Here is a 25,023-nt window from a genome sequence, read left to right as displayed (position 1 = left end):
GTTCAGGCGGGGAGGGGTTAACGATGACCAAGCATCAACAGCTTCTAAAGCATATAGAAGGGTTGGCGGTGGGAGAAAAGATTTCGGTGCGCCAGATGGCCCGCTCCCTGGAAGTGAGCGAAGGAACTGCCTATCGTGCGATTAAAGAGGCGGAAAATCTGGGGCTCGTCAGCTCGATGCCCCGGGTCGGCACCGTTCGCATCGAAAAGAAAGTCAAGCGGGACATTCAGCACCTGACCTTTGCCGAGGTAGTCAATATTGTCGACGGTTCAATCATGGGCGGCAGGGATGGATTGCATAAGTCATTGAACAAGTTTCTCATCGGCGCAATGGAATTGGGCTCGATGGCCAGATACATAGAACCCGACAGCCTGCTGATTGTCGGCGATCGGGAGGAGGCCCAGCGCTTGGCCCTGCAGATGGGAGCGGCAGTGTTGATCACTGGCGGCTTTGATGCCGCTGGGGAAATCCGGGACATGGCAGACGATTTGCAAATGCCTTTAATATCTTCCAGTTACGACACATTTACAATCGCGACAATGATTAACCGGGCAATCTTTGACCGAATGATCAAAAAGGATATCCTGCGGGTGGAGGATATTATGGTGCGCGACCCAATCTTTCTGCAGGAAAATGATTTGGCCGAAGCATGGCTGATTCAGGCGCGGCAAAGCGGACACAGCCGTTTCCCCGTGGTCGATGTCCAGGAACGTGTAGTGGGCATGGTCACCAACCGGGATGTAGCGGGGGTTGATCCGGAAACGCCCTTGGAGCGGATAATGACCACCAAACCTTACACTGTTACTCCCCGCTCTTCGCTGGCCTCGGTGGCCCATTTGATGGTTTGGCAGGGCATCGAGTTGGTACCGGTTGTGGAGGAGCGAAAGCTGTTGGGGGTTGTCACCCGTCAGGATGTCCTGAAAGCACTGCAGCTGGCCCAGCGCCAGCCTCAGGTGCAGATGACCCACGGCGACATCCTGCTTAGCCAATTCAGCAAGCAGAGTTTAGAAACGGCCACTGTCCTCAAAGGGCAGATGCCGCCGGTGGCCATGGACCGGGGCGGCAGCGTGTCCCCGGGGTCGCTGATGACTTTGCTCACCGCCGCCTCTGAATTCGCCATGCAGCGAGCGGGCTTCAAAGATCTCGTGTTGGACTCAATTTCAGTATACTTCCTGCATCCGGTGCCGCCGGAGTCGGAAATGGAGATTCGCGCCGGCGTCATCGATTCCGGCCGCCATTTTGGCAAGGTGGATTTAGTGGTGAAGTGTGGAAACGAAGTAGTGTGCAAGGCGGTGGCATCACTCCAGAGTCTGGACTAATTACATTTCGTCCTGCTGGTCGCTGAGCGCTTTCGGCTTCAAGAGCACTTCTACCCGCTGGTAGAGGTGCAGACCTTGCACCTCAAACTGAAAGCGTTTGCCCTCTGCTTCCACGATTCGCTGGTCCAGGAGGTTGTGGACCAGCCGTAAGTCCAGCTCTGCTACATCCTTGCCAATCAGGTCGCTGAGCAGGCGGTGGGCGGCTTCCTCCAACTCGAGGGCGACAAAGGGGTCGGGGGGCTCGATCAGGCTGACCTTTACCTCTTGGACGGTCATGAACTGTTGCCTTTGTTCAGCCAGCGAGTTTTCCAGACGTTCCACCGTCTCCTGGAGCTCCACGACCTTGTTTTGCAAGGCGCGGCGTTCTAAGTGGCTTGCGTCCAGCTGGCGACCTGCCGTCAAAGCGGTCAGCACTGCCCCTGCTAGCGCGCCCAGGAGAAGAGCGGCGACGATTCTCATTTCAGGCTGCCCCGGGCCAGATAGGTAATCAGCAAGTAACCGAGATGGGCGCCCAAAAAGGCGCTGAGCACGATTGTGCTCTGACGGGCCACTACCCCAAGCTGTCCGCCAAACAGTCCGCTTTCCAGGGCGCGGATGGTGCCGAATGTGCCACCCAAGGCGCTGACCAGGGCCCAGATTTTCAGGCGTTCAGCCAAGTCAACCATCAGGTGCAGCGGTGGGCGGTTGGTTAGGATTGCCGCTAGCGCCCCCACCAGGGCGCCGCCGACAACGACACCCAGTGCAATCAGGAAGTCGAGGACCAAAGTATATACATAATTAGTAGACAGTTTTCTCACCTCCCCTAGAGTTTATGGGCCGGGAGGTGGCTATATTACGCTTCCGGGAGGGTTTACCCGATGACTACAAAAACCGGTGGCTTTGTCCACCTGCACAACCATACTGAATACTCGCTGCTGGACGGCGCCGCCAAGATAAAAGAACTGGTGGCGGCGGCGGTAGAAATGAAGATGCCGGCCATGGCAATTACCGACCACGGTACTATGTACGGAGTTGTGGATTTTTACAAAGCGGCGCATAAGGCAGGCATCAAGCCGATTCTGGGCTGCGAGGTGTATGTGGCCCCGGAGTCGCGCTTCGTCAAGGAAGGCAGCCGCGAGGACAATCTCTACCACCTGGTGCTTTTGGCGGAAAACAACCAGGGATACAAAAATCTGATGGAATTGGTCACCCTCAGCAACCGGGAGGGCTTTTATTACAAACCCCGGGTGGACCGGGAGCTATTGCGCAAGCATTCCCAGGGCCTGATTTGCCTCTCCGGCTGCCTGGGCGGTCAGATTCCAACTTTGCTGATGCGCGGCAACACTGAGGGCGCCCGGGAACTGGCCAGAGAATTCCGAGATATATTCGGCCCGGAAAATTTTTATCTCGAACTCCAGGATCATCAGATGCTGGAGCAAAAGGAAGTTAACGAGGCGTTGGCGGCGATGAGTAAAGAACTGGATATTCCGTTGGTGGCCACCAATGACCTCCATTACCTGCGCCGGGAGGATGCCGAGGCCCATGATATTCTCCTGTGCATCCAAACCGCCAAGCAGGTGGATGATGAAAACAGGATGCGGTTTCCCAATGACGAGTTTTACTTAAAATCGCCCCTGGAGATGTCCAAACTCTTCGCCTGGTGTCCGGAGGCCGTGGAAAATACGTTAAAAATAGCCGAGCGCTGTCATGTGGAGCTGGATTTTGAGACCATGCACATGCCCGACTACCCGGTGCCGGAAGGGCATAACCCCGATACCTGGTTGCGGCACTTATGCGAAGAGCAACTGACCTGGCGCTATCCGGAACCGACTGAGGAAGTCCGGGAGCGCATGGAATTCGAACTCTCGGTAATCAAGCGCATGGGCTATTCCGGTTATTTTCTCATCGTCTGGGACTTTGTTGATTTTGCCCGGCGCAATAACATCCTCGTCGGTCCCGGCCGGGGCTCCGGCGCCGGCAGCATCGTCGCCTATATCCTCGGGATCACCGATATCGACCCTCTGCCCTATAAGCTGCTGTTTGAGCGCTTCCTCAATCCGGAGCGGGTGTCGATGCCCGACTTTGATATCGACTTCTGCTATGAACGCCGGGGAGAGGTCATGGAATATGTTATGCATAAATACGGCCGGGAACGGGTTGCCCAAATCATCACCTTCGGGACAATGGCCGCCCGGGCGGTGGTGAGGGATGTGGGCCGGGCCATGGGTTTTTCCTTTGCCGAGACCGACCGCATCGCCAAGCTGATCCCCGAGGAATTGAAGATGACCATCGACAAGGCTTTAGAGGCGCAGCCCGAGCTGAGAACTTTGGTCAAGGAAGACGAGCGGGTGGCCAAACTGATAGACATCGCCCGCAAACTGGAGGGGCTGGCCCGCCATGCCTCGATGCACGCCGCCGGGGTCGTAATCGCCAAAGAGGAGCTGGTCAATTATGTGCCGCTCCAGGGCAATGACGAGGAAGGGCTGGTAACCCAGTTCCCCATGACCACTCTGGAAGAACTGGGCCTCTTAAAAATGGACTTCCTCGGCCTGAGGACGCTGACTATCATCAATCATTCGGTGCAGAACATTCGCCAAACCCGGGGCATTGATGTGGATATTGCCAACATTCCCCTGGACGATCTGGCCACATATAAGCTGCTGTGCGATGCCAACACCCTGGGCGTGTTCCAGCTGGAGAGCGACGGCATGCGCAAGGTGATGACCGAACTCAAACCCTCGACCTTTGAGGATATCGTCGCGCTGGTTGCCCTCTATCGGCCCGGCCCCATGGAACAGATTCCTGCCTTTATCGCCAGTAAACACGGGGAGACGCCGGTCAAATACCCCCACCCGAAACTGGAGGAGCTGCTGAAAGAGACGTATGGGATCATGATCTATCAGGAGCAGATCATGTTGGCCGCTGCGGAACTGGCCGGGTTTAGCCTGGGACAAGCCGACCTCCTGCGCCGGGCCATGGGCAAAAAGAAGCTGGATGTCATGAAGGAGCAGCGCAAGATCTTTATCCAGGGCTGTAAGGACAAAAACGGCCTTACCGAGAAGCAGGCTGGGGATATATATGATTTGATTGTCAAGTTTGCCGATTATGGCTTCAATAAATCCCACTCGGCCGCCTATGCCCTGGTGGCCTACCAGACCGCCTGGCTCAAGGCCAATTACCCGATTGAATTCATGGCTGCGATGTTGGGCGGCGCCATGGGTAACAGCGATAAGGTCGCCTTTTACATCGACCACTGTCGCCGTCTGGGCATTGAAGTTTTGCCGCCGGATATCAACGAGAGCGGCGTCAGTTTCACTGTGGTGGAAGATAAAATTCGGTTTGGCCTTGGCGCCGTGAAAAATGTCGGCGCCGCCGCGGTGGAGCAAATGCTGGAAGAGCGGGAACAAGGTGGAGATTTCACCAGTCTCTCGGACTTTTGCGAGCGAATGAACGGCCGCTGCAACAAGCGGATGCTGGAATATATGATCAAAGGCGGCGCCTTCGACGGCCTGCCCGGGCACCGTGGTCAGAAGCTGGCTGCTCTGGAGGATGTCTTGGCCCGGGCGGCGCGCATCCACAAGCAGAAAATCAGCGGCCAGATGGACATCTTCTCGCTGATTGAAGATGATGGACCGGCAGCAGAAGCCCTGCCACCTGTGGAGCCTCTGTCCCGGGATGCGATATTGACCGCCGAGAAAGAGGCGCTGGGGCTGTATATCACGGGGCATCCTCTGGAGGAGTACCTGGAACTTTTAGATTCCCTGAATGTGCTGCCAATATCAGGCCTCAATGCCGATACCCATGACGGCAAGGAGGTAACGGTGGCGGGGATTGTCACAGCCAGGCGCACGATTATCACCCGCCGCGGCTCGCCCATGAGCTTTGTGACCTTAGAGGATCAGTTCGGCTCGGTGGAACTAATTTTCTTTGAGGAGATGCTGCGGACTTGCGGCGAGCTGCTCAAGGAAAAGGGGCCGCTTTTGGTACGGGGAAGGGCGGAATTCCAGACCCAAGACCAGCCCAAACTGATGCCCGCCTCGGTCACCCGGCTCCAGGCGCCCAATGGGACCCACAAATTGTATCTAAAATTCGAGGACCGCGAGAACGAAGATTTGTTGAATCGGGTGTTTTATGCCCTGGCACAGTTTCCCGGTGATACAGCTGTCTATCTGTACTTGCCGGAGATCAACCGCACGCGCTTACTGGATCAATTTCCCGTCGACCCCTGTGAAAACCTGATCCGGCAGCTGGAAGAGTTGCTGGGAAAATCTTGTGTCGTTCTAAAAAAGGTAAAACAGGCAGCCGGTGGCGAATAGTCTGTATATGGAGGTGTTAGCGGTGCGGGAAATAGTCGTTAAAATGCTAAACGAGCGAGGCGTGAGTTTAGAGAGCATTGCCCAGTTGGTGCTGGAACTCCAACTTCCATACAATCCGGAGCTGACGTTGGAGGAGTGCCTGGAAAATGTCCAGCGGGTGCTGGAAAAGCGGGAAGTGCTCCATGCAATGCTGACGGGAATCACTTTGGATATTTACGCGGAGAAAGAATTGCTCCCGGAACCTTTGTTGGGGATTTTGACCCGAGACGATCCCTTGTACGGCATCGATGAAGTTCTGGCCCTGAGCATCACCAACATTTACGGGAGTATCGGCTTTACCAATTTTGGTTACCTGGACAAAGTAAAGACGGGGATTCTTGAGAATATCAATAGCAAGCAAAAAGGGGTTGTAAACACCTTTTTGGATGACTTGGTAGCAGCTGTGGCTGCAGCCGCCGCTGCTCGCTTGGCCCACCAATAGGTGGGCTTTTGGTTGACTTGCCGAATCTGAGGCCATATAATATTTGTGAAAAATTTATTTTGGGAGGGTATTTGATGCGCGAAAAAGCACTGAAACTCCACCGTGACAACCAGGGTAAACTTGCCGTCACCAGCAAGGTTCCCCTGCGGGATGCCAATGATTTGAGTCTTGCCTATTCCCCCGGCGTTGCTGAACCGTGTCTGGAAATACATAAGGACGTGAAGACAGTTAATGAATACACCGCCCGGGGCAACTTTGTCGCCGTCGTCTCCAATGGCACCGCGGTACTTGGCCTGGGCAATATCGGACCAGAAGCGGCAATGCCGGTAATGGAAGGCAAGGCAGTGCTCTTTAAATCATTTGCCGGCGTCGATGCCATCCCGATTTGCCTGGACACCACCGATATTGATGAGATCGTCCGGACTGTAAAACTGCTGCAGCCCACATTCGGTGGCATCAACCTTGAAGATATTGCTGCCCCTGACTGTTTTGAGATTGAAGAGCGGTTAAAGAAGGAAACAAACATTCCCATCTTTCACGACGATCAGCACGGCACCGCGATTGTTACCGCCGCAGCCCTGCTCAACGCCCTGAAACTGGCAAAGAAAAACATCGCCGATATTCGGGTAGCGGTAAACGGCGCCGGTGCTTCGGCAATTGCCGTTACCAAGCTTTTGATGAGCATGGGCGTGGAAAAAGTGATTATGTGTGACACAACCGGAGCTATTTATAAGGGCCGCACCGAGCGGATGAATCCCTTTAAAGAGCAGATTGCGGAAATGACCAACCCGGAGCGGATCAGCGGCAAACTGGGCGATGCAGTCAAAGACTGCGATGTATTTGTCGGCCTTTCGGTAGGCAATGTGCTCAGCCCCGAGATGGTGCGTTCGATGGCGCCGGACCCGATAATTTTCGCCATGGCCAACCCGACACCGGAAATTGATCCTGCTTTGGCTAAAGAGGCAGGCGCATCGGTAATCGGCACCGGTCGCAGCGATTATCCCAACCAGATTAACAACGTTCTTGCCTTCCCCGGTCTTTTCCGGGGCGCCCTGGACGCCCAGGCCAGCGATATTAACGAAGAAATGAAGATCGCTGCCGCCCAGGGGATTGCCGACTTGGTTAGCGCGGAGGAACTGAAGCCCGAGTACATCATCCCTGGCCCCTTTGATCCCCGTGTGGCGCCAGCTGTGGCGGCGGCGGTGGCCCAGACAGCCATGGACACCGGCGTGGCCGGCATCACCGTCGACCCGGAAGCGGTCGCCAAGCGCACCCGGGAACTGGCAAGCATTAAATAAACAGCAGGAGGGGCGCAGGCGCCCCTCCTTTTTGCAGGTAATCTTTGGTGAATCAGAGAATACTATACTAGGAAAAAAGCGGAAAAGGGGAGGTCTTATCGATGGAAAATGTATTTGTTGTTGGTGCGGGACAAATGGGCGCCGGTATAGCCCAGGTTGCGGCCCAGGCAGGTTTTGCCGTCAAGCTTTATGACATCAAGAATGAATTGGTGGAAAAGGCAGTTGGCCGCATCGACAAGGGGCTGGCGAAGCAGGTGGCCAAGGGACGGCTGGAGGAAGCGACCCGACAGGAGATCCTGGGGCGAATCGCCATTGCCAAATCGCTGGCTGAGGCCGATACTGCCGATTTGGTGATCGAGGCGGTAATTGAGGACCGCAGCATCAAGCGGCAGCTCTTTGCTGAATTGGCGGGAGTTTGTAAAGAAACGGCAATCCTCGCCACCAACACTTCGTCAATTTCGATTACCGAAATCGCCGGCTATACCAAGTGTCCGGAGCGGGTGATTGGCATGCATTTCATGAATCCGGTGCCGGTGATGAAGCTGGTGGAGCTGATCAGTGGCGCCGCCACCAGTGCAGATAATCTGGCGCGGACCCGGGAAGCAGCCCTGGCCATGGGCAAGACCCCGGTGCAGGTCAACGACGCTCCCGGCTTTGTTGTCAACCGAGTATTGATCCCGATGATTAACGAGGCAAGCTACCTGTTAATGGAAGGTGTGGCCGAAGCCAAGGACATAGACCAGGCCATGACTCTGGGCGCCAACCATCCTCTGGGCCCCCTGGCTCTGGCGGACTTGATCGGTCTCGATGTCTGCCTGGCAATTATGGAGGTGCTGCATAAGGACCTGGGCGACGACAAATACCGGCCCTGTCCGTTGCTGCGGAAATATGTGCTGGCGGGGTGGCTGGGCCGCAAATCCGGCCGCGGTTTCTACGATTACCGGGAGGGGCAATAATGCCGGTTCGGGTGGAAACCAATGCGGGGGTGGCTGTTGTTACCATAGACCGGGAAAAACAACTCAATGCCCTGAACGTGCGGACCCTGCAGGAGCTGGAGCTGGAGTTGACTGCTCTCAAGACCGATGACAATGTCAAAGCGGTGGTGCTCACTGGCGCCGGCAGCAAGGCCTTTGTCGCCGGTGCAGATATTGCCGAGATGAAGGATATGACCGAACGGGAGGCCTTTGAGTTTTCCGGCCTTGGCCACCGGGTTTTTGCCCTGGTGGAAAGTCTGCCCAAGCCGGTGATTGCCGCTGTCAACGGCTACGCCCTGGGGGGCGGCTGTGAGCTGGCGCTGGCGGCGGATTTGCGCTTTGCTTCTGAAAAAGCCAAATTCGGCCAGCCGGAACTGGGCCTGGGGATCATTCCCGGTTTTGGCGGCACCCGGCGACTGGCCCGCTTGGTAGGGCGGGGCCGGGCCCTGGAATTGATCTACGGTTGTGACACCCTGGATGCAGCCCGGGCCCTGGAGCTGGGCTTGGTGGAACGGGTCTTTGCGTCCGAAGATTTGCTGCCGGAAACCCTGGCCTTTGCCAACAAGCTGGCGACAAAAAGCCTGCGGGCGTTGCGGGCGGCCAAGGCAGCTGTGACTGCAGGCGACGACCCCGGTCTTGCCCGGGAGCAGGAATTATTTGCCCAGCTCTTCACCGGCGTCGATCAAAAAGAAGGTATGACGGCATTTATTGAGCGTCGCAAGCCGGAATTTAAAGAATAGAAGCATGGGCCTGCCACCAGGCCCTTTTGCTACTTTGAAACAAGGGGGGATATAATGCACATAAGCGAAGTTGGCCGTCTGTTTGCGGAAACGATGCGCGGAATTGTGCCGATTACAGTGTTCTTGATTGGCTTTCAACTCCTGGTCCTGCGCCAACCACTGGAGAATATCCGGACCCTGGTACTGGGAGTGGGGTTAGCCGCTACAGGCCTGTTCTTGTTTTCAGTGGGTTTACAAATCGGGCTATTGCCCCTGGGGGAGACCTTGGGCACAAATTTGCCCAAACGGGAGAGCGTGCTGCTGGTCATCGTTTTCGGCTTTTTCCTCGGTTATTTGGCGACGTTGGCGGAACCGGCGCTCTTGGCCCTGTCCCAGGAAGTAGACAATCTGACCCAGGGGGCAATCTCCAGCCGGATGATGGTGCATATCGTTGCCTTGGGCGTGGCTGTGGGTGTGGCCGGTGGTTTGGCCAAGATTATATACAAAGTGCCCAACTCATATATTCTGATTCCCGTGTATTTGCTGGTTATAGTGCTGACATGGCTTTCCCCAGAGGCATCGACCGGAATTGCCTACGATTCCGCGGGGGTGACCACAGGTCCGGTGACGGTTCCCCTAAATCTTGCCCTGGCAGTTGGCCTGTCGGCTGTTCTGGGTGGGCGGGACCCGCTTTTAGATGGATTTGGCATCATCGCCCTGGCTTCCGCAGGACCAATCATCACCGTACAGCTGGCAGGGCTGATTTTTAGATTCTAGGGAGGTAAACATATGGAGTTCAACGCAATTTTCGTGATTGTCCAGCGGGGGAAGGCAGATAAACTTGTGGAGGCGGCTAAGGCCGCTGGCGCCAAAGGGGCGACTGTCTTTTATGCCCGGGGGACGGGTATACACGAGGCCCATAAATTTTTCGGCTTGACCATGGATGCTGCCAAAGAAGTGGTGGTAATCCTCTCTGAGGCCGATAAAACCAAGGAGATCACCGCCGGTTTGGTTGAGGCCGGCAATCTTAAATGCCCCGGCACGGGCATTGCCTTCGTGCTCCCGGTCCTTAGCTTGATTGGCCTCGCTCACCGGGAGGAAATGGAACAGTTTCTCGGGGGAGAAAATTAGTTTTTTCCCTTGCAACCTATGGCAGTTTAGCACTAAAATAGAAAGTAAAGAACTTGTCCCGCCGGGACAGATAATGTCCCGGGCAAAGGAGTGAAAGTATGCAGAAAAAAATTGCTGTCCTGACCAGCGGCGGAGACGCCCCGGGCATGAATGCCGCGGTGCGTGCTGTGGTGCGGAAGGGTATTTTTCATGACTGTCAGGTGTATGGTATTCGTGAAGGGTTTCGTGGCATAATCAATAACAACATCTTCCCCCTTAATTTGGGGTCGGTGGCGGATGTGATTCAGCGAGGCGGTACAGTTCTGCGCACCGCCCGCTGTGAGGAGTTCAAAACTCCCGAGGGCCAGCAACGGGGGGTGGAAAACCTCCGACGCCATGGTATCGACGGCTTGGTGGTCATCGGCGGTGACGGTTCCTTCCGCGGCGCCCAGGCCTTGCAGCGGCTTGGCGTGGCTGCCGTTGGTATTCCAGGCACCATCGATAACGACATCCCCTGCACCGATTTCTCCATAGGATTCGATACGGCCATTAACACCGCTGCCGATGCGATTGATAAAATCCGCGACACAGCCACTTCCCATCAGCGGACTTTTGTCGTCGAGGTCATGGGCCGGGACTCAGGCGCAATCGCGCTGGCTGCAGGGCTGGCCGCCGGCGCTGAGTCGGTATTGATTCCTGAGCGGCCGTACGACCTGGACGAAGTCTGTGCCCGGCTGGAAAAGGGGCGTAAGCGGGGCAAGCTCCATAGTATCATTCTGGTTGCCGAAGGGGTGGCCACCGGTTATGATGTGGCCAGCGCAATTAAGGAACGCACCGGTCATGACACACGGGTTATTGTGCTTGGTCATTTGCAGCGGGGCGGTGCCCCCACGGCCTTCGATCGGGTGTTGGCCAGCCGCATGGCCGCCGAAGCGGTGGATTCCCTATTGGCCGGTGATAGCGGTAAGATGATTGCGTATAGGGAGGGCAAGTATCAGGCGGTGGATTTAGAATGCGCCTTTAATCAGCCGCCTAATTTCGATGAGAAGATCTACAATTTGACGAAAATACTTTCGATATAGGAGGTGCATGTATGCGCCGAACCAAGATAGTCTGCACCATCGGACCGGCCAGCACTGAGCTGGGGGTGCTTAAAACGATGCTGCAGGCCGGTATGAATGTTGCCCGCCTGAATTTTTCCCATGGCACCCATGCTGAACATAAAGAACGCATTGAATTGGTGCGTCGGGCCAGTGATGAAACCGGACTGCCAGTGGCAATTCTCCTGGATACCAAGGGCCCCGAGATTCGCCTGGGCACTTTTAAAAATGGCAAGGTTCAACTGGTAGCTGGTCAAAAGTTTACTCTTACCACCCGGGAGTTGGAAGGTGACGAAAACCGAGTTAGCGTCAATCACGCCGATTTGCCGGAGGATGTGGAAATCGGCCGCACGGTGCTTATCGATGACGGGCTGGTAGAGCTGGTTGTCGAAGCTGTCGCCGGCTCCGATATCAACTGCCGTGTTGTCAATGGAGGCGAGGTCAGCAACCGCAAGAGTGTTAACTTGCCGGGCTCCAAAGTCTCAATGCCAGCCCTGAGCGAACAGGACATAGCGGACATTCTCTTCGGTATTGAACAAGGTTTGGACTTCATTGCTGCTTCCTTTGTGCGTGACGCCGGCGATATTCTGGCGATTCGGCGGCTGCTGGAGGAGCATGATAGCGATATCCCAATCATTGCCAAAATCGAAAACCGCCAGGGGCTCGATAATCTCGACAGCATCCTCAAGGTGGCAGACGGGTTAATGGTGGCCAGGGGCGACCTGGGCGTGGAAATTCCCCCCGAGGAGGTCCCCCTTGCCCAGAAGGACATGATTCGCCGCTGCAATTTGATGGCCAAGCCGGTGATAACCGCCACCCAAATGCTGGACTCGATGATTCGTAATCCGCGGCCGACTCGGGCGGAGGCCAGCGATGTGGCCAACGCCATCTTTGACGGTACCGACGCGATCATGCTTTCCGGTGAAACCGCCGCCGGTCGCTACCCGGTGGAATCGGTGGCGACCATGGCCCGACTGGCAATTCATACCGAACAGTCCTTGGAATGTGAGCGTTTCCTGGCTATACACAAAAACGGGCGCCAGTGGACAGTGACCGATTCCATCAGTTTCGCCAGTCGCCAGACAGCACAACAACTGGGAGCGTCGGCAATTATCACGTCTACCCAGTCCGGCCACACTGCCCGCATGGTCTCCAAATACAGACCAGTGGCGCCGGTGATTGCTGTTACACCTAAGGTGGAAGTCATGCGGCGACTGCTTCTGACCTGGGGAGTTATGCCTCTGATTGGCAGGGCAACAGACAACACCGACCAAATGATATATGAGGCGATTACTACTGCTTTGCGCAAAGAACTAATCAAAAAGGGCGACTTGGTGGTAATTACCGCCGGTGTGCCTGTGGGCGTACCGGGAACCACCAATTTGCTCAAAGTGCATGTGGTTGGCGATGTGGTAGTTCGCGGCCAGGGTATTGGCTCCCGTCCCGCCTTTGGCCCGGTGATAGTCGCCAAAAACGCCCGTGAGTTGAAGGAAAAGGCCGCTCCGGGCAAGATTCTCGTTACCCACAGCACTGATCGGGAAATGGTCCAGCATATGGAGGGAATAATTGCCATTATCGCCGAGGAAGGCGGGCTTACATCCCATGCTGCAATTTTAGGCCTGGAGCTGGGAATCCCCGTTGTTTCCGGCGCCGAGGGCGCTACCGGTATTCTAGGGGATGGCCAGGTTGTGAGTATTGACACAGGTCGCGGGCTGGTCTATCGGGGCCAGGCAAATGTGGCTGGCTAAAAATGCCCCAATTGGGTATTGCAAAATTACCGCTCTATGAGTAAAATAGGTAGTGATAAAGATTACTTATGGCTGGGCGCAGTCAGCTGTGCCCGCCAATCCCTATTTTCAACAGTTTTCGCGCTCAACTACGTACAAGATTTCACTTTATTTTTTGAAGATGTTGTTCTTGTGAGCACAATCCCAGGTGATAGCTCCGGCGACGGAGTTTCACATAAAAATTTCCGGTTGGAGAGGAGTATTTTAATGAAGAAGCTTTTTGCTGTATCTTTGGTAATAGTTTTGGCCATGGCCCTAACCGCTTGCGGTGGCAGCTCCACCTATGAAGATGGCACCTACACCGCACAAGGTGTTGTTGGTGACCGTGGTTATGTAGAAGCCACTGTAACCATCGAAGGTGACGAAATCACCAACATTAGCTTTGTTGAGTACACTCAGTTTGACGAAGCTAAAGACTACGCTACCTACGGCCGTGAAGGCACCTTTGACGGCAACGACCTCCAGGAAGCCCACGAAGCCCTGGCTGCCGCCATGGTAGAAGCCAACAGCTGGGAAGTTGACGATGTGACTGGCGCCACCAGCACTTCCGAAAAAGCCAAGCTGGCTGTTGAAGTCGCTTTGGACAAAGCTTTGGTAGACGCTGATTCCGAGTTCGTAAACGGCACTTTCATGGGCGTTTCCAGCATGGACGACCGTGGTGGTATGGTTGTAGCCCTGGTTACAATTAACAACGATGAAATCACTGCTGTTAACCTCCGTGAAACCACTCGCGTTGACGATGCCCTGGAATTCAAAGACTACGAAACCTATGGTAGCGAAGCTGCTGGTTTCACTGGCGAAGACCTCCAGGAAGCCCATGAGACCATGGCTGCCCGGTTTGTAGAAGCTAACGACACCGATGTAGAACTGGTTTCCGGCGCTACTGGTACTTCCGAAAAAGCTATTGAAGCTGTAGTAGAAGCCCTGAATAACGCACGCCGGTAATTCAAAAATAAGCGGGAAGAGTCAAATGACCTTCCCGCTTTTTTTGCGCACAAATTCAGGACGGTTCTCGATTGGTATTGAAGGAAACGCCTCCAAGATGTAATATACTAATTAGATAAGGATAAAGGAGGCTTGGCATGTTTTTTAAACTGTTATTGTTATTTACCATTGTTCCGCTAGTGGAACTTTATTTGCTTATAGAATTGGGTAAAGTGGTGGGTGCGCCGCTGACGATTGTGCTGGTGGGTATAACCGGGTTTATTGGCGTTATTCTGGCCAAGGCTGAGGGGTTAGCGGTATTAGGTCGTTTGCGATATCAGCTTGAGGGAGGAGAGTTACCCGGCGATGCATTGCTGGACGGCCTCTTTATCCTGGTAGGAAGCGCGTTTTTGCTCACTCCCGGCTTAATAACTGACACATTCGGCTTTTTATTCCTTGTCCCCCTGACCAGGCTGCCACTACGATTGTTTTTAAAACGTAAGCTGGCGCAAATGATGGCTGATGGCAGCATGAATGTGTATATTCGCCGCTGGTAAGTTTGTGTAGCAGCTCAGAAGAAAGGAATCCCGGTCTAGAGGAGAGGAGTGGGATGGTTGTTCAGATATGTGGAGGATTTGGCAGAAAAGATTGGTCCCCGGGGGTCTACCACCCGGGCAGAGCGCACTGCTGCTCAATATCTGAAGGCAGAGCTGCAAATAGGCGCGGACACTGTGGAGGTGCAACCGTTTAAATCGGTGCCAACGTTTTCCTGGGCCTTTGGCCTTCATTACCTGCTGATGGCTCTGGCGGCCTTTGGTCTCGGCTTCTGGCCGATGCTGGCGGCGGTGGTTGCTTTGGTCAACGGCGCTGGCTATTTGCTGGAAAGTTACACCTATGAGTTCTTCACCAGAATTTTACCCAAGAACAAAAGTCAGAACGTCTTGGCCAAAAAGTCGCTTCGATCAACTGATGCAGAAAAACTTCCGCGGATTATTATTGTCGCCCATTACGATACATCCCGCTCTGGCTTAAATTTTCATCCAAATTTGGTGGCCGGTTTTCGCAAGTCGTTTATAGTGTTGAATGTAAGTATGGCTGTAATTACAATTCTTGCATTTTTTGCCGGTGTTGCTGCCCTGGCGGGGCTGGAACTTCCTGGCTGGTACCCGTGGCTGGCGCTGCCATTCGGGCTCTACCTATTGGTTGTGTTCGGGATGCTGGTGCATCGGGAGCTGTTCGGTGTACATGTGGCAGGCGGAAACGATAACGCTTCGGGGGTGGCGGTAATGCTCCACAGCTTCAATGAACTGGCCCAAACATTGCCAGAGGGAGCGGAAGTGTGGGCCCTGGCAACAGGCTGTGAGGAGGCCGGGACCGTTGGTATGCTGCGCTTCCTTGAGGAATATGGAGAAGAAATCCGGGATGATTATATCATCAATTTGGATAACCTCGGGATTGGCAATGTCAAATATATCGACGGCGAAGGTTTATTCAGTCCAATGCCGGCGGATCGAGACCTAGTTTTGGCTGCTGCTGCCTTTGCCCGCTCCAATCCGGATTTGACCGTCGGTCCTCATGTCTACCAGGCCCTAACCACCGATGCCACGCCAGCTTTGGTGCGCGGTTATAAGACGATGAGTATCATGGCGTTTACCGAAGATGGAATTTTACCCCACTGGCATTGGCCAACAGACAAGGCCGAAAATGTAAGTCTGCAAAACCTGGCCACTGCCAGCAAACTGGTGCAGTCCATTGCCCGGCAGCTATGGGGCCAGGAATACAGATAAAAAAAATCTGCCGCGGCGGATTTTTAGTTTTGCAGCCAGTCCAGCATTTCTCCAGGACTGGTGAAAGCGCGATGGGGGTCAAGCTCCAATAGGGCGCCAGGGTCGGCGCTTCCCCAAAGGGCAGCCAGGGGCACGACTCCGGTTGCTTTGGCCACTTGAATGTCCACAGGCGAGTCGCCCAAGTAGAAGGCCTCCCCGGGTTTGACTGCCAATTCCTCAAGCACTCTCAGCATTCCATCCGGTTCCGGCTTATAAGCGTTGACACAGGAACCGGTGACTATTGTTTGAAAACAATTTTCGATGCCCAGCTCTCGGAGGGTAATTTGGGTGGCAGCATGACCCTTGCCGGTGATTATCGCCCGGGCGACATTTTTCACCTGCAGCCAGTCCAAGAGGTCCTTGATTCCGGGATACAGTTGCACATAATCCTGATGGCAGTCGGCATAGCATTTAATGTATATGTTCATTAAATTGTGTTTGTTATCAGGGTCCAATTTTTTGAAGATGATTTCTTCCGGCGGTCCAAAGAGCCGATATATGTCTTCAGGCGCATATTCTTGGCCGGTTTGACGCAGTGTTTTTGCAAATGCCTCCAGGATGAGGTCATAGCTGTCGATAATCGTTCCGTCCAAATCAAAGATTGCCGCTTTAAACATTTGCACACCTCCTGTAAAGAATTGTTCTCTACAAAATCAAATTTTTCCTGCAGGAAATTCTATTACTTGTGTCGAAATGTTTTGGGGTCGAATTATAATCGTTGGAAACGGGGTTTACTCATGGCAGACATACTCAAAGGAAATTTACGACGAAGTGTTATAATTCTCGCGGCGCCGGTTGTAATGCGGATGTTTTTGCAGATGTTGGTGGGTCTAGCCGATTTGGCGATGGTTGGCCGCATCAGTCATTACGCAATCAGTGCCGTCGGGCTGGGCAACCAGCTGTTTTTTTTGGCTGTTGGTGTAATAACGGCCTTTACTGTTGGCAGTACCGCCTTGGTGGCGCGGATGATCGGTGCCGGCAGGCAAGACAAGGCAGAGGAATACGCCCGCCAGTCTCTAGTGCTTACCTTTGGCCTCGGGACGGTAATCGGTCTTGTTGGAGTGCTGGGCGCGGAGCATATTATTCGATTTATGTTGGCGGCTTCGGAGACACCAGATCCCGAGGTTGTGCGTCTGGGCACGATTTATCTGCGAATAATCGCCTATTCGGCGCCGCTCTCTTTTGTAATGATGAACTGCAATTCCGTCTTGCAGGGCGCCGGCGACATGAAGACGCCGTTGTATATTATGGCATTTACCAATGTATTTAACGTTCTATTTGACTGGTTGTTGATTTTCGGGATTGGGATTTTCCCGGAAATGGGAGTGGCCGGCGCTGCGGTTGCCACATCCATGGCCCGTAATATCGGAGCTTTGGGTGGATTGATTTATTTGTTCAGCGGCCGCGGTCCTCTGAAACTGCGCCTGAAGGATAGTTTTTTGCCCAAAAAGGACAAAATTCGCGACATTCTCGATATCGGGATTCCCTCGGCAGGAGAGCAATTAGTGCGCAGCAGCGGTCAGTTGGTGTTCACAATGCTTGTGGCCGGTCTCGGTCCCGTGGCCCTTGCGGCCAACCAAATCATAATGAAGGCGATGTCTATGTCTTTCATGCCCGGCTTTGGTTTCGGTTTGGCGGCGACCACCTTGGTGGGGCAAAATCTGGGCGCTGAACAGCCGGAGCGGGCTGAACGCAGCGGCTATGAAGCAACCAAGCTGGCGGCAATCTTTATGTCCGGCGTCGGTCTTTTGTTCTTCCTGGCTTCCCATCAATTGGCGGGGCTTTTTACCAGCGATCCGGCAGTTCAAATGGCAGCCGGCGAGAATATGAAGCTCTTGGCAATCTCCCAGCCTGCTTTGGCGTATGTAATGGTTCTGGCCGGGGCGCTTAGGGGTGCCGGCGACACTAAATGGGTGCTTTATGTCACGATGATTGGCACCTGGGGCAGTCGGGTGGTAATCGCATGGTTCTTGGGCATCTATCTGGGAATGGGGCTCCCCGGCATCTGGATTGCCATGGTTGCCGACAATTTTATCAGGGCGATATTCCTGGTCGGTCGTTACCGCAGCGGTCAGTGGAAACTAATCAAACCCCACACAGCCCTGAAAACAGCATAAACATGCCCCCGGACAGTCCGCTTGTCGCGAACTTTCCGGGGGCTTTTGTTATCTAGTTAGCAAGGTTTGCACCAGGTCCGGAACCTGACTTGGCAGTTCCGCCACAGCGACTCCGGCGGCGTTCAGAGCTTTAACTTTACCGGCAAAGGAGCCCCGACCCCTTTCGATGATTGCGCCGGCATGGCCCATGCGTTTGCCGGGAGGGGCGCTTTTGCCGGCCAGGTATGCCAGCACCGGTTTGCGGACATGGCCCTTAATAAATTCTGCGGCTTCTTCTTCGGCACTGCCGCCAATTTCACCCACCATAAGGATTGCTTCTGTCTCCGGATCCTCCTCCAGCTTTGCCAGGACATCGACAAAACTCTGACCTGCCACCCGATCGCCGCCAAGACCGACTACCGCGCTGGCGCCGTGTCCGGCGTCCCGGAGGTTGGCCACCAGTTCATAGGTCAGGGTGCCGCTGCGGGCAACCACACCCACCGGTCCGGGGGCGAAAATCTGGTTGGGGGCAATTCCGAGCTTTGCTTTGCCCGGGGCGGCGATGCCAAAGGTATTGGGACCGATTATCGTAGCGCCCTGGGCATTGGCGTAGGCGAGAATCTGCATGGCGTCATGGACGGGAATATGTTCGCTGATAATTACCACCAGCCGGATGCCGGCTGCCAACGCTTCTAGGGCCGCGTCCCTGGCAAAGGGAGCGGGCACGAACAATACCGAGGCGTCGAGTTCATGGTCTCTACAGGCCGCGGCGACCGTCGGATAGACCGGCACATCCGCCACCGTGGCACCGGCAGCGCCGGGAGCGACTCCGGCAGCAATTTGCGTGCCAAATTCCTGCATCTGCCGGGCGTGAAAAGAGCCCTGCTTGCCGGTGATGCCCTGGACCAGAACCCGGGTCTTTTCATTGATGAATATCGCCATTCTAGGCACCCTCCTTTGCCGCGGCAACTGCCTGGGCCGCCGCCTCATCCATTTGACGGCAGGCCATAATGCCATGGGCCTCCAGAAGCTCGCGGCCAGCCTGTTCATTGGTTCCCACCAAGCGGATAATGACCGGCACCTTGATGTTCAGGCGCTCTTTGACGCGGAGAAAGGCCCGGGCCACATCATCGCAGCGGGTGATGCCGCCGAAAATGTTTAAAAGGATTGCCCGGGGTTGGGAATCCAACATCAACTCCAGGGCGCGGGCGGTGATCTCCTCGCTGGCGCCGCCGCCGGTATCCAGGAAATTGGCCGCCCGTCCGCCATGATGCTGCAGCAAGTCCAGGGTGGCCATGGTGATCCCAGCGCCGTTGGCCATCACAGCGATATCGCCGTCCAGTTCAATATAAGCGAAGCCCAGTTCCCGGGCCCGCTGTTCCCGGCTGCTTACGTTTTCGCTGGTGGGCAAATCCTGCTGGCGAAAGCGGGCGTCATCATCAATAACCACCTTGGCGTCGGCGGCGATTAACTTGTCCCCGCACAGAGCCAGCGGGTTGATTTCCGCCAGTTCTGCATCCCGTTCCGTAAACAAACGATAGAGCCGGGTAAGAATTGCGCCCATCTGATCGCTAAGCGCCCCAGTAAGCGCCAGGCGCCGGTTTAGCTCTCTAAGGACAAAGGGCTGAATACCCAGCAAGGGGTCAATATGTATGCGGATAATCTCAGTTTCCGGCACCGCTTCGATATCAACTCCACCCTGGGCCGAGGCCAGCAACACCGGTTTGCGGGCAGCGTTGTCAATGCTCAGGGCCAGATAAAACTCTTTATCTATAGTCAGTTTTTCCTCAACCAACAGTTTCTCAACCTGGTGTCCGCCAATTGTCTGGGTCTGTAGGGTTTGGGCCGCGGCCACGGCCTGCTGGGGAGTATCGGCGAAGGCAATGCCGCCGGATTTGCCCCGCTTGCCGGCAGGCACTTGTGCTTTCAGCGCCACCGGGCCCAGGCGTTCAGCGACAGCTGCTGCGGCCTGCGGCGACTGGATGAGCTCGCCAGCGGGAACCGGAATCTGAAAATCCTGAAAGTAATTTTTCCCCATGTGTTCAAGCAGTTTCAAATTAACTCCTCCCAAGATTAGATTATACTAGTAAACGTGCTCGCACCTTCTGCCCAAGGACAAGGAAGCCAGCCAAGGCCAGTCCGGCGATAATCGCACTCCGCCAATCGAGGCTGGTCATGGTTACCGAGAACCAGACATAGAGAAACATGCCCGGGGCTTTTCCCAGTATGGTGCCCAGGGTGTAATCGCGAAAGGTCACAGTGGACAGGCCGGAGACGTAATTGAAGAGGGCAAAGTGGATTGGAAACAGGCGCAGCAAGAATACTGCTTCAAACCCCCGTTCATGTAAAAGCGTATCCAGCTTCCGGCGCAGAGGGCTGGAGCCCATAAATTTGTCGACAAATCCTGTGCCCAGCTTGCGGGCAATCCCGAAACAGAGCACCGCCGTTAGATTGGATGCAACTAGGACATAGATAAACCCCTTCCAGAGGCCAAAAAGCGGACCGGCGACTATTGTCAGCAGCGAGGCCGGGTAGCCCAGGCCGGTGGCCAGCAGGTAGATAAAGACATAAGCGAATGGGGCCCAGGGCGCAGTGCTCAGCGTTTCCAAACGTTCCGCCGGCGAGGGTGCGCTGGGGTGGAAAAGGAAGACTATTGCCAAGATTATCAGTAAAAGAGTTAGTGCACTTAAAAAGTATTTTAAACGCTTGACCATTGGGAACCCCCCTTGCTTTTACATTGTAAACCACCGGGAGGGAAATAAAAAGGGATTGACAGTTTTTCCCCTTTGACGGACAAGCCTGTTCCGTGGCATAATAACCATACCAAACAAATGTTCGGGGGTGACCAGGGTGATTCCCCTGCTCAATGTCTATAGTCAGTTTAGTTTTTTACAGGCCGTATCTACGCCGGATGAACTGGTGGCGGCGGCAGCCGCGGCCGGCTACCAGGAGCTGGCGCTCACTGATGTCAATTCGCTCCACGGCCTGGTCCGCTTTGTCCGGGCCGCCGGGAATGCCGGCCTGCGGCCCCTGCCAGGGGCCCGGGTCGATGTGACAGAGGGCGGGCGTTTACTTTTACTTTCGGCACGGGACGGTAAACTCGCTCCCCTCATTACCACGGTCAATCGGGCTGCGCTCCAGGGCGTTGCTCCCCAGGCCTGCTTGGAAGACCTGATTGTTGTTGCCGCCGATGAAAGCCTGCCCCTGTCCATGCTGCGCCGCAGCGACTACTCCGGCGCCCGGGAGCTACTGGGCCGCTGGCGAGACATCTTGGGCGCGGAGCGGCTCTGGCTGGGCGCAGCCCCGGCCGACCGCTCGCTTTGGCCCCAACTTCGGGCTCTGGCCCGGGAGTTGACAATTGGCATCGCGGCCTGCCCGCCGGTGCGCTGGGTGCAGCCCAAGCAGGCCCTGGCTTACCAGGTCTTACAGGCGCTGAATCCCGGTCTCCCCCAGGAACAGGCGCTTTTGCCAACAGGCGAAGCAGTCAAGGCAGAATACAGACAACTGCCCGAGGCCCTGGTCGGCACCTGTCGGGTGGCGGAAATGGCTGGCGCCCAACTGGACCTGGGACAGATTTACCTGCCCCGCTTTGGCGACGATGACCTGCAGCAGCTTCGTGTCCTCTGCAAGCAGGGACTAGGCCGTAAATTCCCCCGCAAGAACCGGGAAGCCCGGGAGCGTCTGGAGCGGGAACTGGCTGTGATTGCGGAAATGGGGTTCGCTGCTTATTTCCTGATTGCCTGGGATTTGGTGCGCTTTGCCCGGGAGCGGGGAATTGCCGTGGGGCCGGGTCGAGGCTCTGCTGGCGGCAGCATCGTGTCGTATGTGCTGGATATCACCCGGGTCAACCCCTTAGAACATAACCTGATATTTGAGCGTTTTCTCAATCCCCAGCGGGTCAGCCTGCCGGATATCGATATCGACTTTTGCTACCGGCGCCGGGACGAGGTTTTTGCTTATGCGGTGGAGCGCTACGGCCGCGACCGCACCTGCCAAGTGGCCACATACACAACCTTTGGCCCCCGGGGCAGTCTCCGGGACGCCGGCCGCGCCCTGGGCTTGCCCCGTCATGAGGTCGATGCCCTTTGCCGCCAGGTGCCGGGTCGGGGCAATTTGCCCGAGATTGTTGCCTCTAGCCCCCGCTTGAAGCAGATGGCCGCACGTCCCCCCTGGTCCCAATGGTTTGCGGTCGCCGCCCAACTGGAAGGCCGGGTCCGGCACACCTCGGTGCACCCGGCCGGACTCTTGATTACGCCCCTGCCCCTGGATGAGTTGGTGCCACTGCAGCGGGCCAGCGGCGGTGATGTCTGTAGTCAGTGGGACAAGGATGATGTGGAGGATATGGGGCTACTGAAGATGGATTTGCTGGCGGTGCGCGGCCTGACGGTGAATCAGGACGTGATTGTCGGTGTTGGTAGGAAGAAGGCGGCAAAGGATTTTAGTTATCAGGACTCTGCCACCCTGCGGCTGTTGCAGCGGGGTGAGACTTTGGGCTGTTTTCAGCTGGAGAGCGAGGGGATGCGGGGGCTGATGCGCCGCCTGCACCCCCGGGCCCTGGAGGATGTGATTGCAGTGCTCTCCCTCTACCGGCCGGGCCCGTGGCAAGCGGGGATGGTCGAGCGCTATATCGAGCGCCGCCATGGCCGGGAAAGGGTGGAATACTACCACCCCGACCTGGAGCCGGTGCTCCGGGATACCTATGGCGTATTGCTCTACCAGGAGCAGGTGATGCAGGTTGCCCAGATCATCGGTGGTTACGATGCCGGCGAAGCCGATTCTCTGCGCCGGGCGATTGCCAAATTGCAGCGGCGCAAGCTGGAGGAGTTGACCCGGGAATTTTGCAAACGCGCTACAGCCCGGGGATATCCGGCGGAGTTGGCGGAGCAGCTGCTTAACACACTGGTGGAATTCTCCGGTTACGCCTTTAACCGCGCCCACAGCGCCGCCTATGGGATTCTCGCCATGGCCACGGTCTATCTTAAGGCGCATTTTCCCGACCATTTTCTGGCGGCAATCCTCGCCAGCCGCATGGGTTACTATCCGCTGCAGGTCTATGTAAATGAGGCTGTGCGTCTGGGGCTACCGGTGCAGCCGCCCTGTGTGAACCGGAGCAAAGTGGAGACCACGGTGGAGGCCCCAGGGGTAATCCGCCTCGGCCTGGATTACATCAAGGGGTTGGGTGCCGGCGCCCAGCGGCTGGTGGCGGCACGGGGCGATAAACCCTTCCGGAGCTTGGACGATTTTGCCCGGCGATGCCCGCCAGGCGCCGTTGAATGGCACGGTCTGATCAGTGCTGGCGCCCTGGATTGCCTGGAGCCTAACCGACGGGCGCTTTTGGCTGCCCTGCCCGGGGTGGAGGAAAAGAGCGCTGGTGGCCTCCTTGCCCAGTGGACACCGGAAATTCACCTGCCTGACCTCCCCGAACTCACCTTTGATCAGAAGGTTGCCGGCGAATATGCAAGTCTAGGTCTGCTTCTGGACCAGCGCTGGCTGGAGTGGCGCAGCGCTCCCCCAGGGGGCGAGCGAATCCGGGCCGCCGAACTAAAGAAGACAGCGCCCGGGAAACGGGTGACAATCGCTGCTGCCGTTGTCAATCGTCGCTCCGGGTATATCACTTTGGACGATTTCAGTGGCCAGATTGAAGCCCGCTACAAAGGTCCCGTGTCTAGTCGCTGGGTCTGGGCCACCGGCACCGCTGGCACTGTCCTCGACCAAGTCCAGCTCACCCCGCTGGAGTTAAGTCCCGACAAGTCCGGGAAGGAGGCGGTGGCCCGATGAAACAGCTAAACTGCCCGGTGCCGGTGCTGGCCGTCTTCGAGCAGGGTAAGGTGCGCCCCCTGGCTTTCAAATACCAGGGCCGCCGCTGGTCCGTGACCCAGGTGATCCGGGACTGGCAGCAATTTGCCCTCTTGGAAGAGCAAATTCACACATTTGTTGTCGAGACGGAAACCCGACTGGCCCAGCTTAGCTATTACCCCCAGACGGGCCGCTGGCATTTGGATAAATTATAAATGGCTGCCTGCTGGCAGCCATTTTTGACTATCGGGACAATTCGGAATGGGCTACGTTTTTTATTAATTTGGGATGAGATGTAAGGCTGCTAGCTTAAGAACCGGTTTAATTGAAAAGATATTGTCGATTCCTGTCGAAAGGCGCACTTTCACCGGAAAAAAGTGCACTTTCACCGGAAGTTGCCCCAAAATAGATAAAAATGTGATAGTATTGGCAACATAGTCCAGTTGTTGGAAGGTGGGGGGTAGAAGAGCTTCTACAAATGTATGCACGGGTGTTTTTGCATCCTGGGCTTCCTGCCTGGTCTAGAGTTTGTGTTTAATCCGCCTTTTCAGGCGTTGTGTTTGTTTGCATCGGGATATCTGAAGAAAAAATTTACCCCACGAAGGTCCATAGCTGCACCTGATTCCTACGTGGATTAACTAGATTTGATGTGGGCTTTGTATTAAAAACAAGAGTTTAACCAGGCGGGAGGTAATAATGTGATGTTATTAACGCATTTTCAGCAAAGTATCATGGTTAAGAAGAAATACTATAAAAAGAATTATAACCTCATCATAGGGTGGACATATGCGCTTAACTAAATGGCCGTGTACAATGCAGCATGATGCATCGGATTGCGCTGCAGCTGTGGTCTCTACAGTGCTATTAAGGTATAAACGGGAATCCACGATAATGAAAATTAGAGAAACCATTGGTACAGATGCCTACGGCACAACATTAAAAGGTGTTGTATGTTTTTGGCAAGTTAAATTTTTATAGTTTGGCAACTAACTTTTTCATAGTCGCATAGCATCCCGGTAAACGTACACTAGTTCTCTTGTTTTCTCTTCAGAGCTTGCTTGTAGCGATAGCTTTCACCCTTGAATACAAGGATGTGGGCGTGGTGAATTACTCTGTCAATCAGTGCTGCTGTCAGCCTGTCATCCCCAAAAACTTCGTTCCACCGGCCTAGCTCAAGGTTCGAGGTAACGATGATGCTTTGCCGCTCGTAACAGTTGGAGATGACAGTAAATAGCAACTCCGATGCCCGTTTACTGGTGGGAACATATCCCACCTCATCAAGGATTAGAAGATCAGTT

23 protein-coding genes and 1 pseudogene are annotated in these 25,023 nt (G+C 55.4%); 17 read left to right on the top strand and 7 right to left on the bottom strand.

Annotated elements, in window-relative coordinates; genetic code table 11:
* Positions 1-23 precede the first annotated feature (23 nt).
* Positions 24-1,319, top strand: coding sequence for a CBS domain-containing protein (locus tag FH749_11550; GenBank protein MTI96097.1), 1,296 nt, complete (start codon positions 24-26; stop codon positions 1,317-1,319).
* On the opposite strand, the gene FH749_11545 is transcribed toward FH749_11550, so the two are convergent.
* The gene (locus FH749_11545) at positions 1,320-1,778 is read right to left on the bottom strand and encodes a hypothetical protein (protein ID MTI96096.1); all 459 of its coding nucleotides are present in this window, start codon (positions 1,776-1,778) and stop codon (positions 1,320-1,322) included.
* On the bottom strand, positions 1,775-2,107 hold the full coding sequence (locus tag FH749_11540) for a sporulation protein (protein ID MTI96095.1): 333 nt from the start codon (positions 2,105-2,107) through the stop codon (positions 1,775-1,777). Before FH749_11540 ends, FH749_11545 begins: the two co-directional genes overlap by 4 nt.
* A gap of 69 nt (positions 2,108-2,176) precedes the next feature.
* Between FH749_11540 and FH749_11535 the strand changes: the two genes are divergently transcribed.
* The 12 genes from FH749_11535 to FH749_11480 all read left to right on the top strand — a co-directional run bounded on the left by FH749_11535 (position 2,177) and on the right by FH749_11480 (position 15,794).
* On the top strand, positions 2,177-5,614 hold the full coding sequence (locus FH749_11535; GenBank protein MTI96094.1) for a DNA polymerase III subunit alpha: 3,438 nt from the start codon (positions 2,177-2,179) through the stop codon (positions 5,612-5,614).
* A 22-nt stretch (positions 5,615-5,636) separates the two neighbouring features.
* Complete coding sequence (locus FH749_11530; GenBank protein MTI96093.1) at positions 5,637-6,095, top strand: phosphatidylglycerophosphatase A; 459 nt, start codon at positions 5,637-5,639, stop codon at positions 6,093-6,095.
* A gap of 74 nt (positions 6,096-6,169) precedes the next feature.
* Positions 6,170-7,393, top strand: a complete 1,224-nt coding sequence (locus FH749_11525; GenBank protein MTI96092.1) for an NAD-dependent malic enzyme — start codon at positions 6,170-6,172, stop codon at positions 7,391-7,393.
* A 101-nt stretch (positions 7,394-7,494) separates the two neighbouring features.
* A complete protein-coding gene (locus tag FH749_11520) occupies positions 7,495-8,349 on the top strand; it encodes a 3-hydroxybutyryl-CoA dehydrogenase (protein MTI96091.1) in 855 nt (284 codons plus the stop codon).
* Complete coding sequence (locus tag FH749_11515) at positions 8,349-9,107, top strand: crotonase (protein MTI96090.1); 759 nt, start codon at positions 8,349-8,351, stop codon at positions 9,105-9,107. Before FH749_11520 ends, FH749_11515 begins: the two co-directional genes overlap by 1 nt.
* A 54-nt stretch (positions 9,108-9,161) precedes the next feature.
* Positions 9,162-9,863, top strand: coding sequence for a DUF1538 domain-containing protein (locus FH749_11510; protein ID MTI96089.1), 702 nt, complete (start codon positions 9,162-9,164; stop codon positions 9,861-9,863).
* A gap of 12 nt (positions 9,864-9,875) precedes the next feature.
* Complete coding sequence (locus tag FH749_11505) at positions 9,876-10,217, top strand: P-II family nitrogen regulator (protein ID MTI96088.1); 342 nt, start codon at positions 9,876-9,878, stop codon at positions 10,215-10,217.
* Positions 10,218-10,315: 98 nt separating this feature from the next.
* The gene (pfkA, locus tag FH749_11500; protein ID MTI96087.1) at positions 10,316-11,278 is read left to right on the top strand and encodes a 6-phosphofructokinase; all 963 of its coding nucleotides are present in this window, start codon (positions 10,316-10,318) and stop codon (positions 11,276-11,278) included.
* 11 nt (positions 11,279-11,289) lie between these two features.
* Entirely contained in the window at positions 11,290-13,044 is a 1,755-nt protein-coding gene (pyk, locus tag FH749_11495) for a pyruvate kinase (protein ID MTI96086.1), read from the top strand.
* A 36-nt stretch (positions 13,045-13,080) separates the two neighbouring features.
* Complete coding sequence (locus tag FH749_11490) at positions 13,081-14,028, top strand: FMN-binding protein (protein MTI96085.1); 948 nt, start codon at positions 13,081-13,083, stop codon at positions 14,026-14,028.
* Positions 14,029-14,165: 137 nt separating this feature from the next.
* Entirely contained in the window at positions 14,166-14,564 is a 399-nt protein-coding gene (locus FH749_11485; protein ID MTI96084.1) for an FxsA family protein, read from the top strand.
* A 57-nt stretch (positions 14,565-14,621) separates the two neighbouring features.
* Positions 14,622-15,794: a Zn-dependent exopeptidase M28 gene (locus FH749_11480; GenBank protein MTI96083.1), complete on the top strand. Its 1,173-nt coding sequence runs from the start codon at positions 14,622-14,624 to the stop codon at positions 15,792-15,794.
* A gap of 23 nt (positions 15,795-15,817) precedes the next feature.
* Here the strand turns inward: FH749_11480 and FH749_11475 are convergent, their stop codons facing one another.
* The gene (locus tag FH749_11475) at positions 15,818-16,450 is read right to left on the bottom strand and encodes an HAD-IA family hydrolase (GenBank protein MTI96082.1); all 633 of its coding nucleotides are present in this window, start codon (positions 16,448-16,450) and stop codon (positions 15,818-15,820) included.
* Positions 16,451-16,570: 120 nt separating this feature from the next.
* Here FH749_11475 and FH749_11470 point away from each other — a divergent pair, with 120 nt between their 5' ends.
* Entirely contained in the window at positions 16,571-17,950 is a 1,380-nt protein-coding gene (locus tag FH749_11470) for an MATE family efflux transporter (GenBank protein MTI96081.1), read from the top strand.
* Between the two features lie 48 nt (positions 17,951-17,998).
* Here the strand turns inward: FH749_11470 and sucD are convergent, their stop codons facing one another.
* From sucD to FH749_11455, 3 genes are read right to left on the bottom strand one after another with little or no spacing between them, the layout of a single operon-like run.
* Positions 17,999-18,871 carry a succinate--CoA ligase subunit alpha gene (gene sucD / locus FH749_11465; GenBank protein ID MTI96080.1) on the bottom strand — a complete coding sequence of 291 codons (873 nt, stop codon included), beginning with the start codon at positions 18,869-18,871 and terminating at the stop codon, positions 17,999-18,001.
* Position 18,872: 1 nt separating this feature from the next.
* Positions 18,873-19,985, bottom strand: coding sequence for an ADP-forming succinate--CoA ligase subunit beta (gene sucC / locus FH749_11460; protein ID MTI96079.1), 1,113 nt, complete (start codon positions 19,983-19,985; stop codon positions 18,873-18,875).
* A gap of 22 nt (positions 19,986-20,007) precedes the next feature.
* Positions 20,008-20,643 (bottom strand): TVP38/TMEM64 family protein, encoded by a 636-nt coding sequence (locus FH749_11455; GenBank protein MTI96078.1) that lies wholly within the window; start codon positions 20,641-20,643, stop codon positions 20,008-20,010.
* An 85-nt stretch (positions 20,644-20,728) separates the two neighbouring features.
* On the opposite strand from FH749_11455, the gene FH749_11450 reads away from it, so the two are divergent.
* The 3 genes and pseudogenes from FH749_11450 to FH749_11440 all read left to right on the top strand — a co-directional run bounded on the left by FH749_11450 (position 20,729) and on the right by FH749_11440 (position 24,734).
* Positions 20,729-23,707, top strand: a complete 2,979-nt coding sequence (locus FH749_11450) for a DNA polymerase III subunit alpha (protein ID MTI96077.1) — start codon at positions 20,729-20,731, stop codon at positions 23,705-23,707.
* Positions 23,704-23,940 (top strand): hypothetical protein, encoded by a 237-nt coding sequence (locus FH749_11445; GenBank protein MTI96076.1) that lies wholly within the window; start codon positions 23,704-23,706, stop codon positions 23,938-23,940. The genes FH749_11450 and FH749_11445 overlap by 4 nt, the downstream gene beginning before the upstream one ends.
* Positions 23,941-24,511: 571 nt before the next feature.
* Positions 24,512-24,734: pseudogene (locus tag FH749_11440) on the top strand (hypothetical protein).
* A gap of 18 nt (positions 24,735-24,752) precedes the next feature.
* Here the strand turns inward: FH749_11440 and FH749_11435 are convergent.
* Positions 24,753-25,023, bottom strand: a 271-nt coding sequence (locus tag FH749_11435; protein MTI96075.1) for an ATP-binding protein, incomplete at its 5' end; no start/stop codon positions are given.

This window comes from Bacillota bacterium, assembly GCA_009711825.1.
Lineage (GTDB): Bacteria > Bacillota > Proteinivoracia > UBA4975 > VEMY01 > VEMY01.
This window is presented reverse-complemented; position numbering and strand designations above follow the sequence as displayed.

What these genes read in the sequence shown, in the direction of transcription:
- FH749_11475 (MTI96082.1), bottom strand. Translation starts at nt 16,450, where the DNA reads ATGTTTAAAGCGGCAATCTTTGATTTGGACGGAACGATTATCGACAGC.
- FH749_11525 (MTI96092.1), top strand. Translation starts at nt 6,170, where the DNA reads ATGCGCGAAAAAGCACTGAAACTCCACCGTGACAACCAGGGTAAACTT.
- FH749_11515 (MTI96090.1), top strand. Translation starts at nt 8,349, where the DNA reads ATGCCGGTTCGGGTGGAAACCAATGCGGGGGTGGCTGTTGTTACCATA.
- pfkA (MTI96087.1), top strand. Translation starts at nt 10,316, where the DNA reads ATGCAGAAAAAAATTGCTGTCCTGACCAGCGGCGGAGACGCCCCGGGC.
- FH749_11535 (MTI96094.1), top strand. Translation starts at nt 2,177, where the DNA reads ATGACTACAAAAACCGGTGGCTTTGTCCACCTGCACAACCATACTGAA.
- FH749_11470 (MTI96081.1), top strand. Translation starts at nt 16,571, where the DNA reads ATGGCAGACATACTCAAAGGAAATTTACGACGAAGTGTTATAATTCTC.
- FH749_11505 (MTI96088.1), top strand. Translation starts at nt 9,876, where the DNA reads ATGGAGTTCAACGCAATTTTCGTGATTGTCCAGCGGGGGAAGGCAGAT.
- FH749_11520 (MTI96091.1), top strand. Translation starts at nt 7,495, where the DNA reads ATGGAAAATGTATTTGTTGTTGGTGCGGGACAAATGGGCGCCGGTATA.
- sucD (MTI96080.1), bottom strand. Translation starts at nt 18,871, where the DNA reads ATGGCGATATTCATCAATGAAAAGACCCGGGTTCTGGTCCAGGGCATC.
- FH749_11550 (MTI96097.1), top strand. Translation starts at nt 24, where the DNA reads ATGACCAAGCATCAACAGCTTCTAAAGCATATAGAAGGGTTGGCGGTG.
- pyk (MTI96086.1), top strand. Translation starts at nt 11,290, where the DNA reads ATGCGCCGAACCAAGATAGTCTGCACCATCGGACCGGCCAGCACTGAG.
- FH749_11510 (MTI96089.1), top strand. Translation starts at nt 9,162, where the DNA reads ATGCACATAAGCGAAGTTGGCCGTCTGTTTGCGGAAACGATGCGCGGA.
- FH749_11485 (MTI96084.1), top strand. Translation starts at nt 14,166, where the DNA reads ATGTTTTTTAAACTGTTATTGTTATTTACCATTGTTCCGCTAGTGGAA.
- FH749_11445 (MTI96076.1), top strand. Translation starts at nt 23,704, where the DNA reads ATGAAACAGCTAAACTGCCCGGTGCCGGTGCTGGCCGTCTTCGAGCAG.
- FH749_11490 (MTI96085.1), top strand. Translation starts at nt 13,081, where the DNA reads ATGAGTAAAATAGGTAGTGATAAAGATTACTTATGGCTGGGCGCAGTC.
- FH749_11455 (MTI96078.1), bottom strand. Translation starts at nt 20,643, where the DNA reads ATGGTCAAGCGTTTAAAATACTTTTTAAGTGCACTAACTCTTTTACTG.
- FH749_11545 (MTI96096.1), bottom strand. Translation starts at nt 1,778, where the DNA reads ATGAGAATCGTCGCCGCTCTTCTCCTGGGCGCGCTAGCAGGGGCAGTG.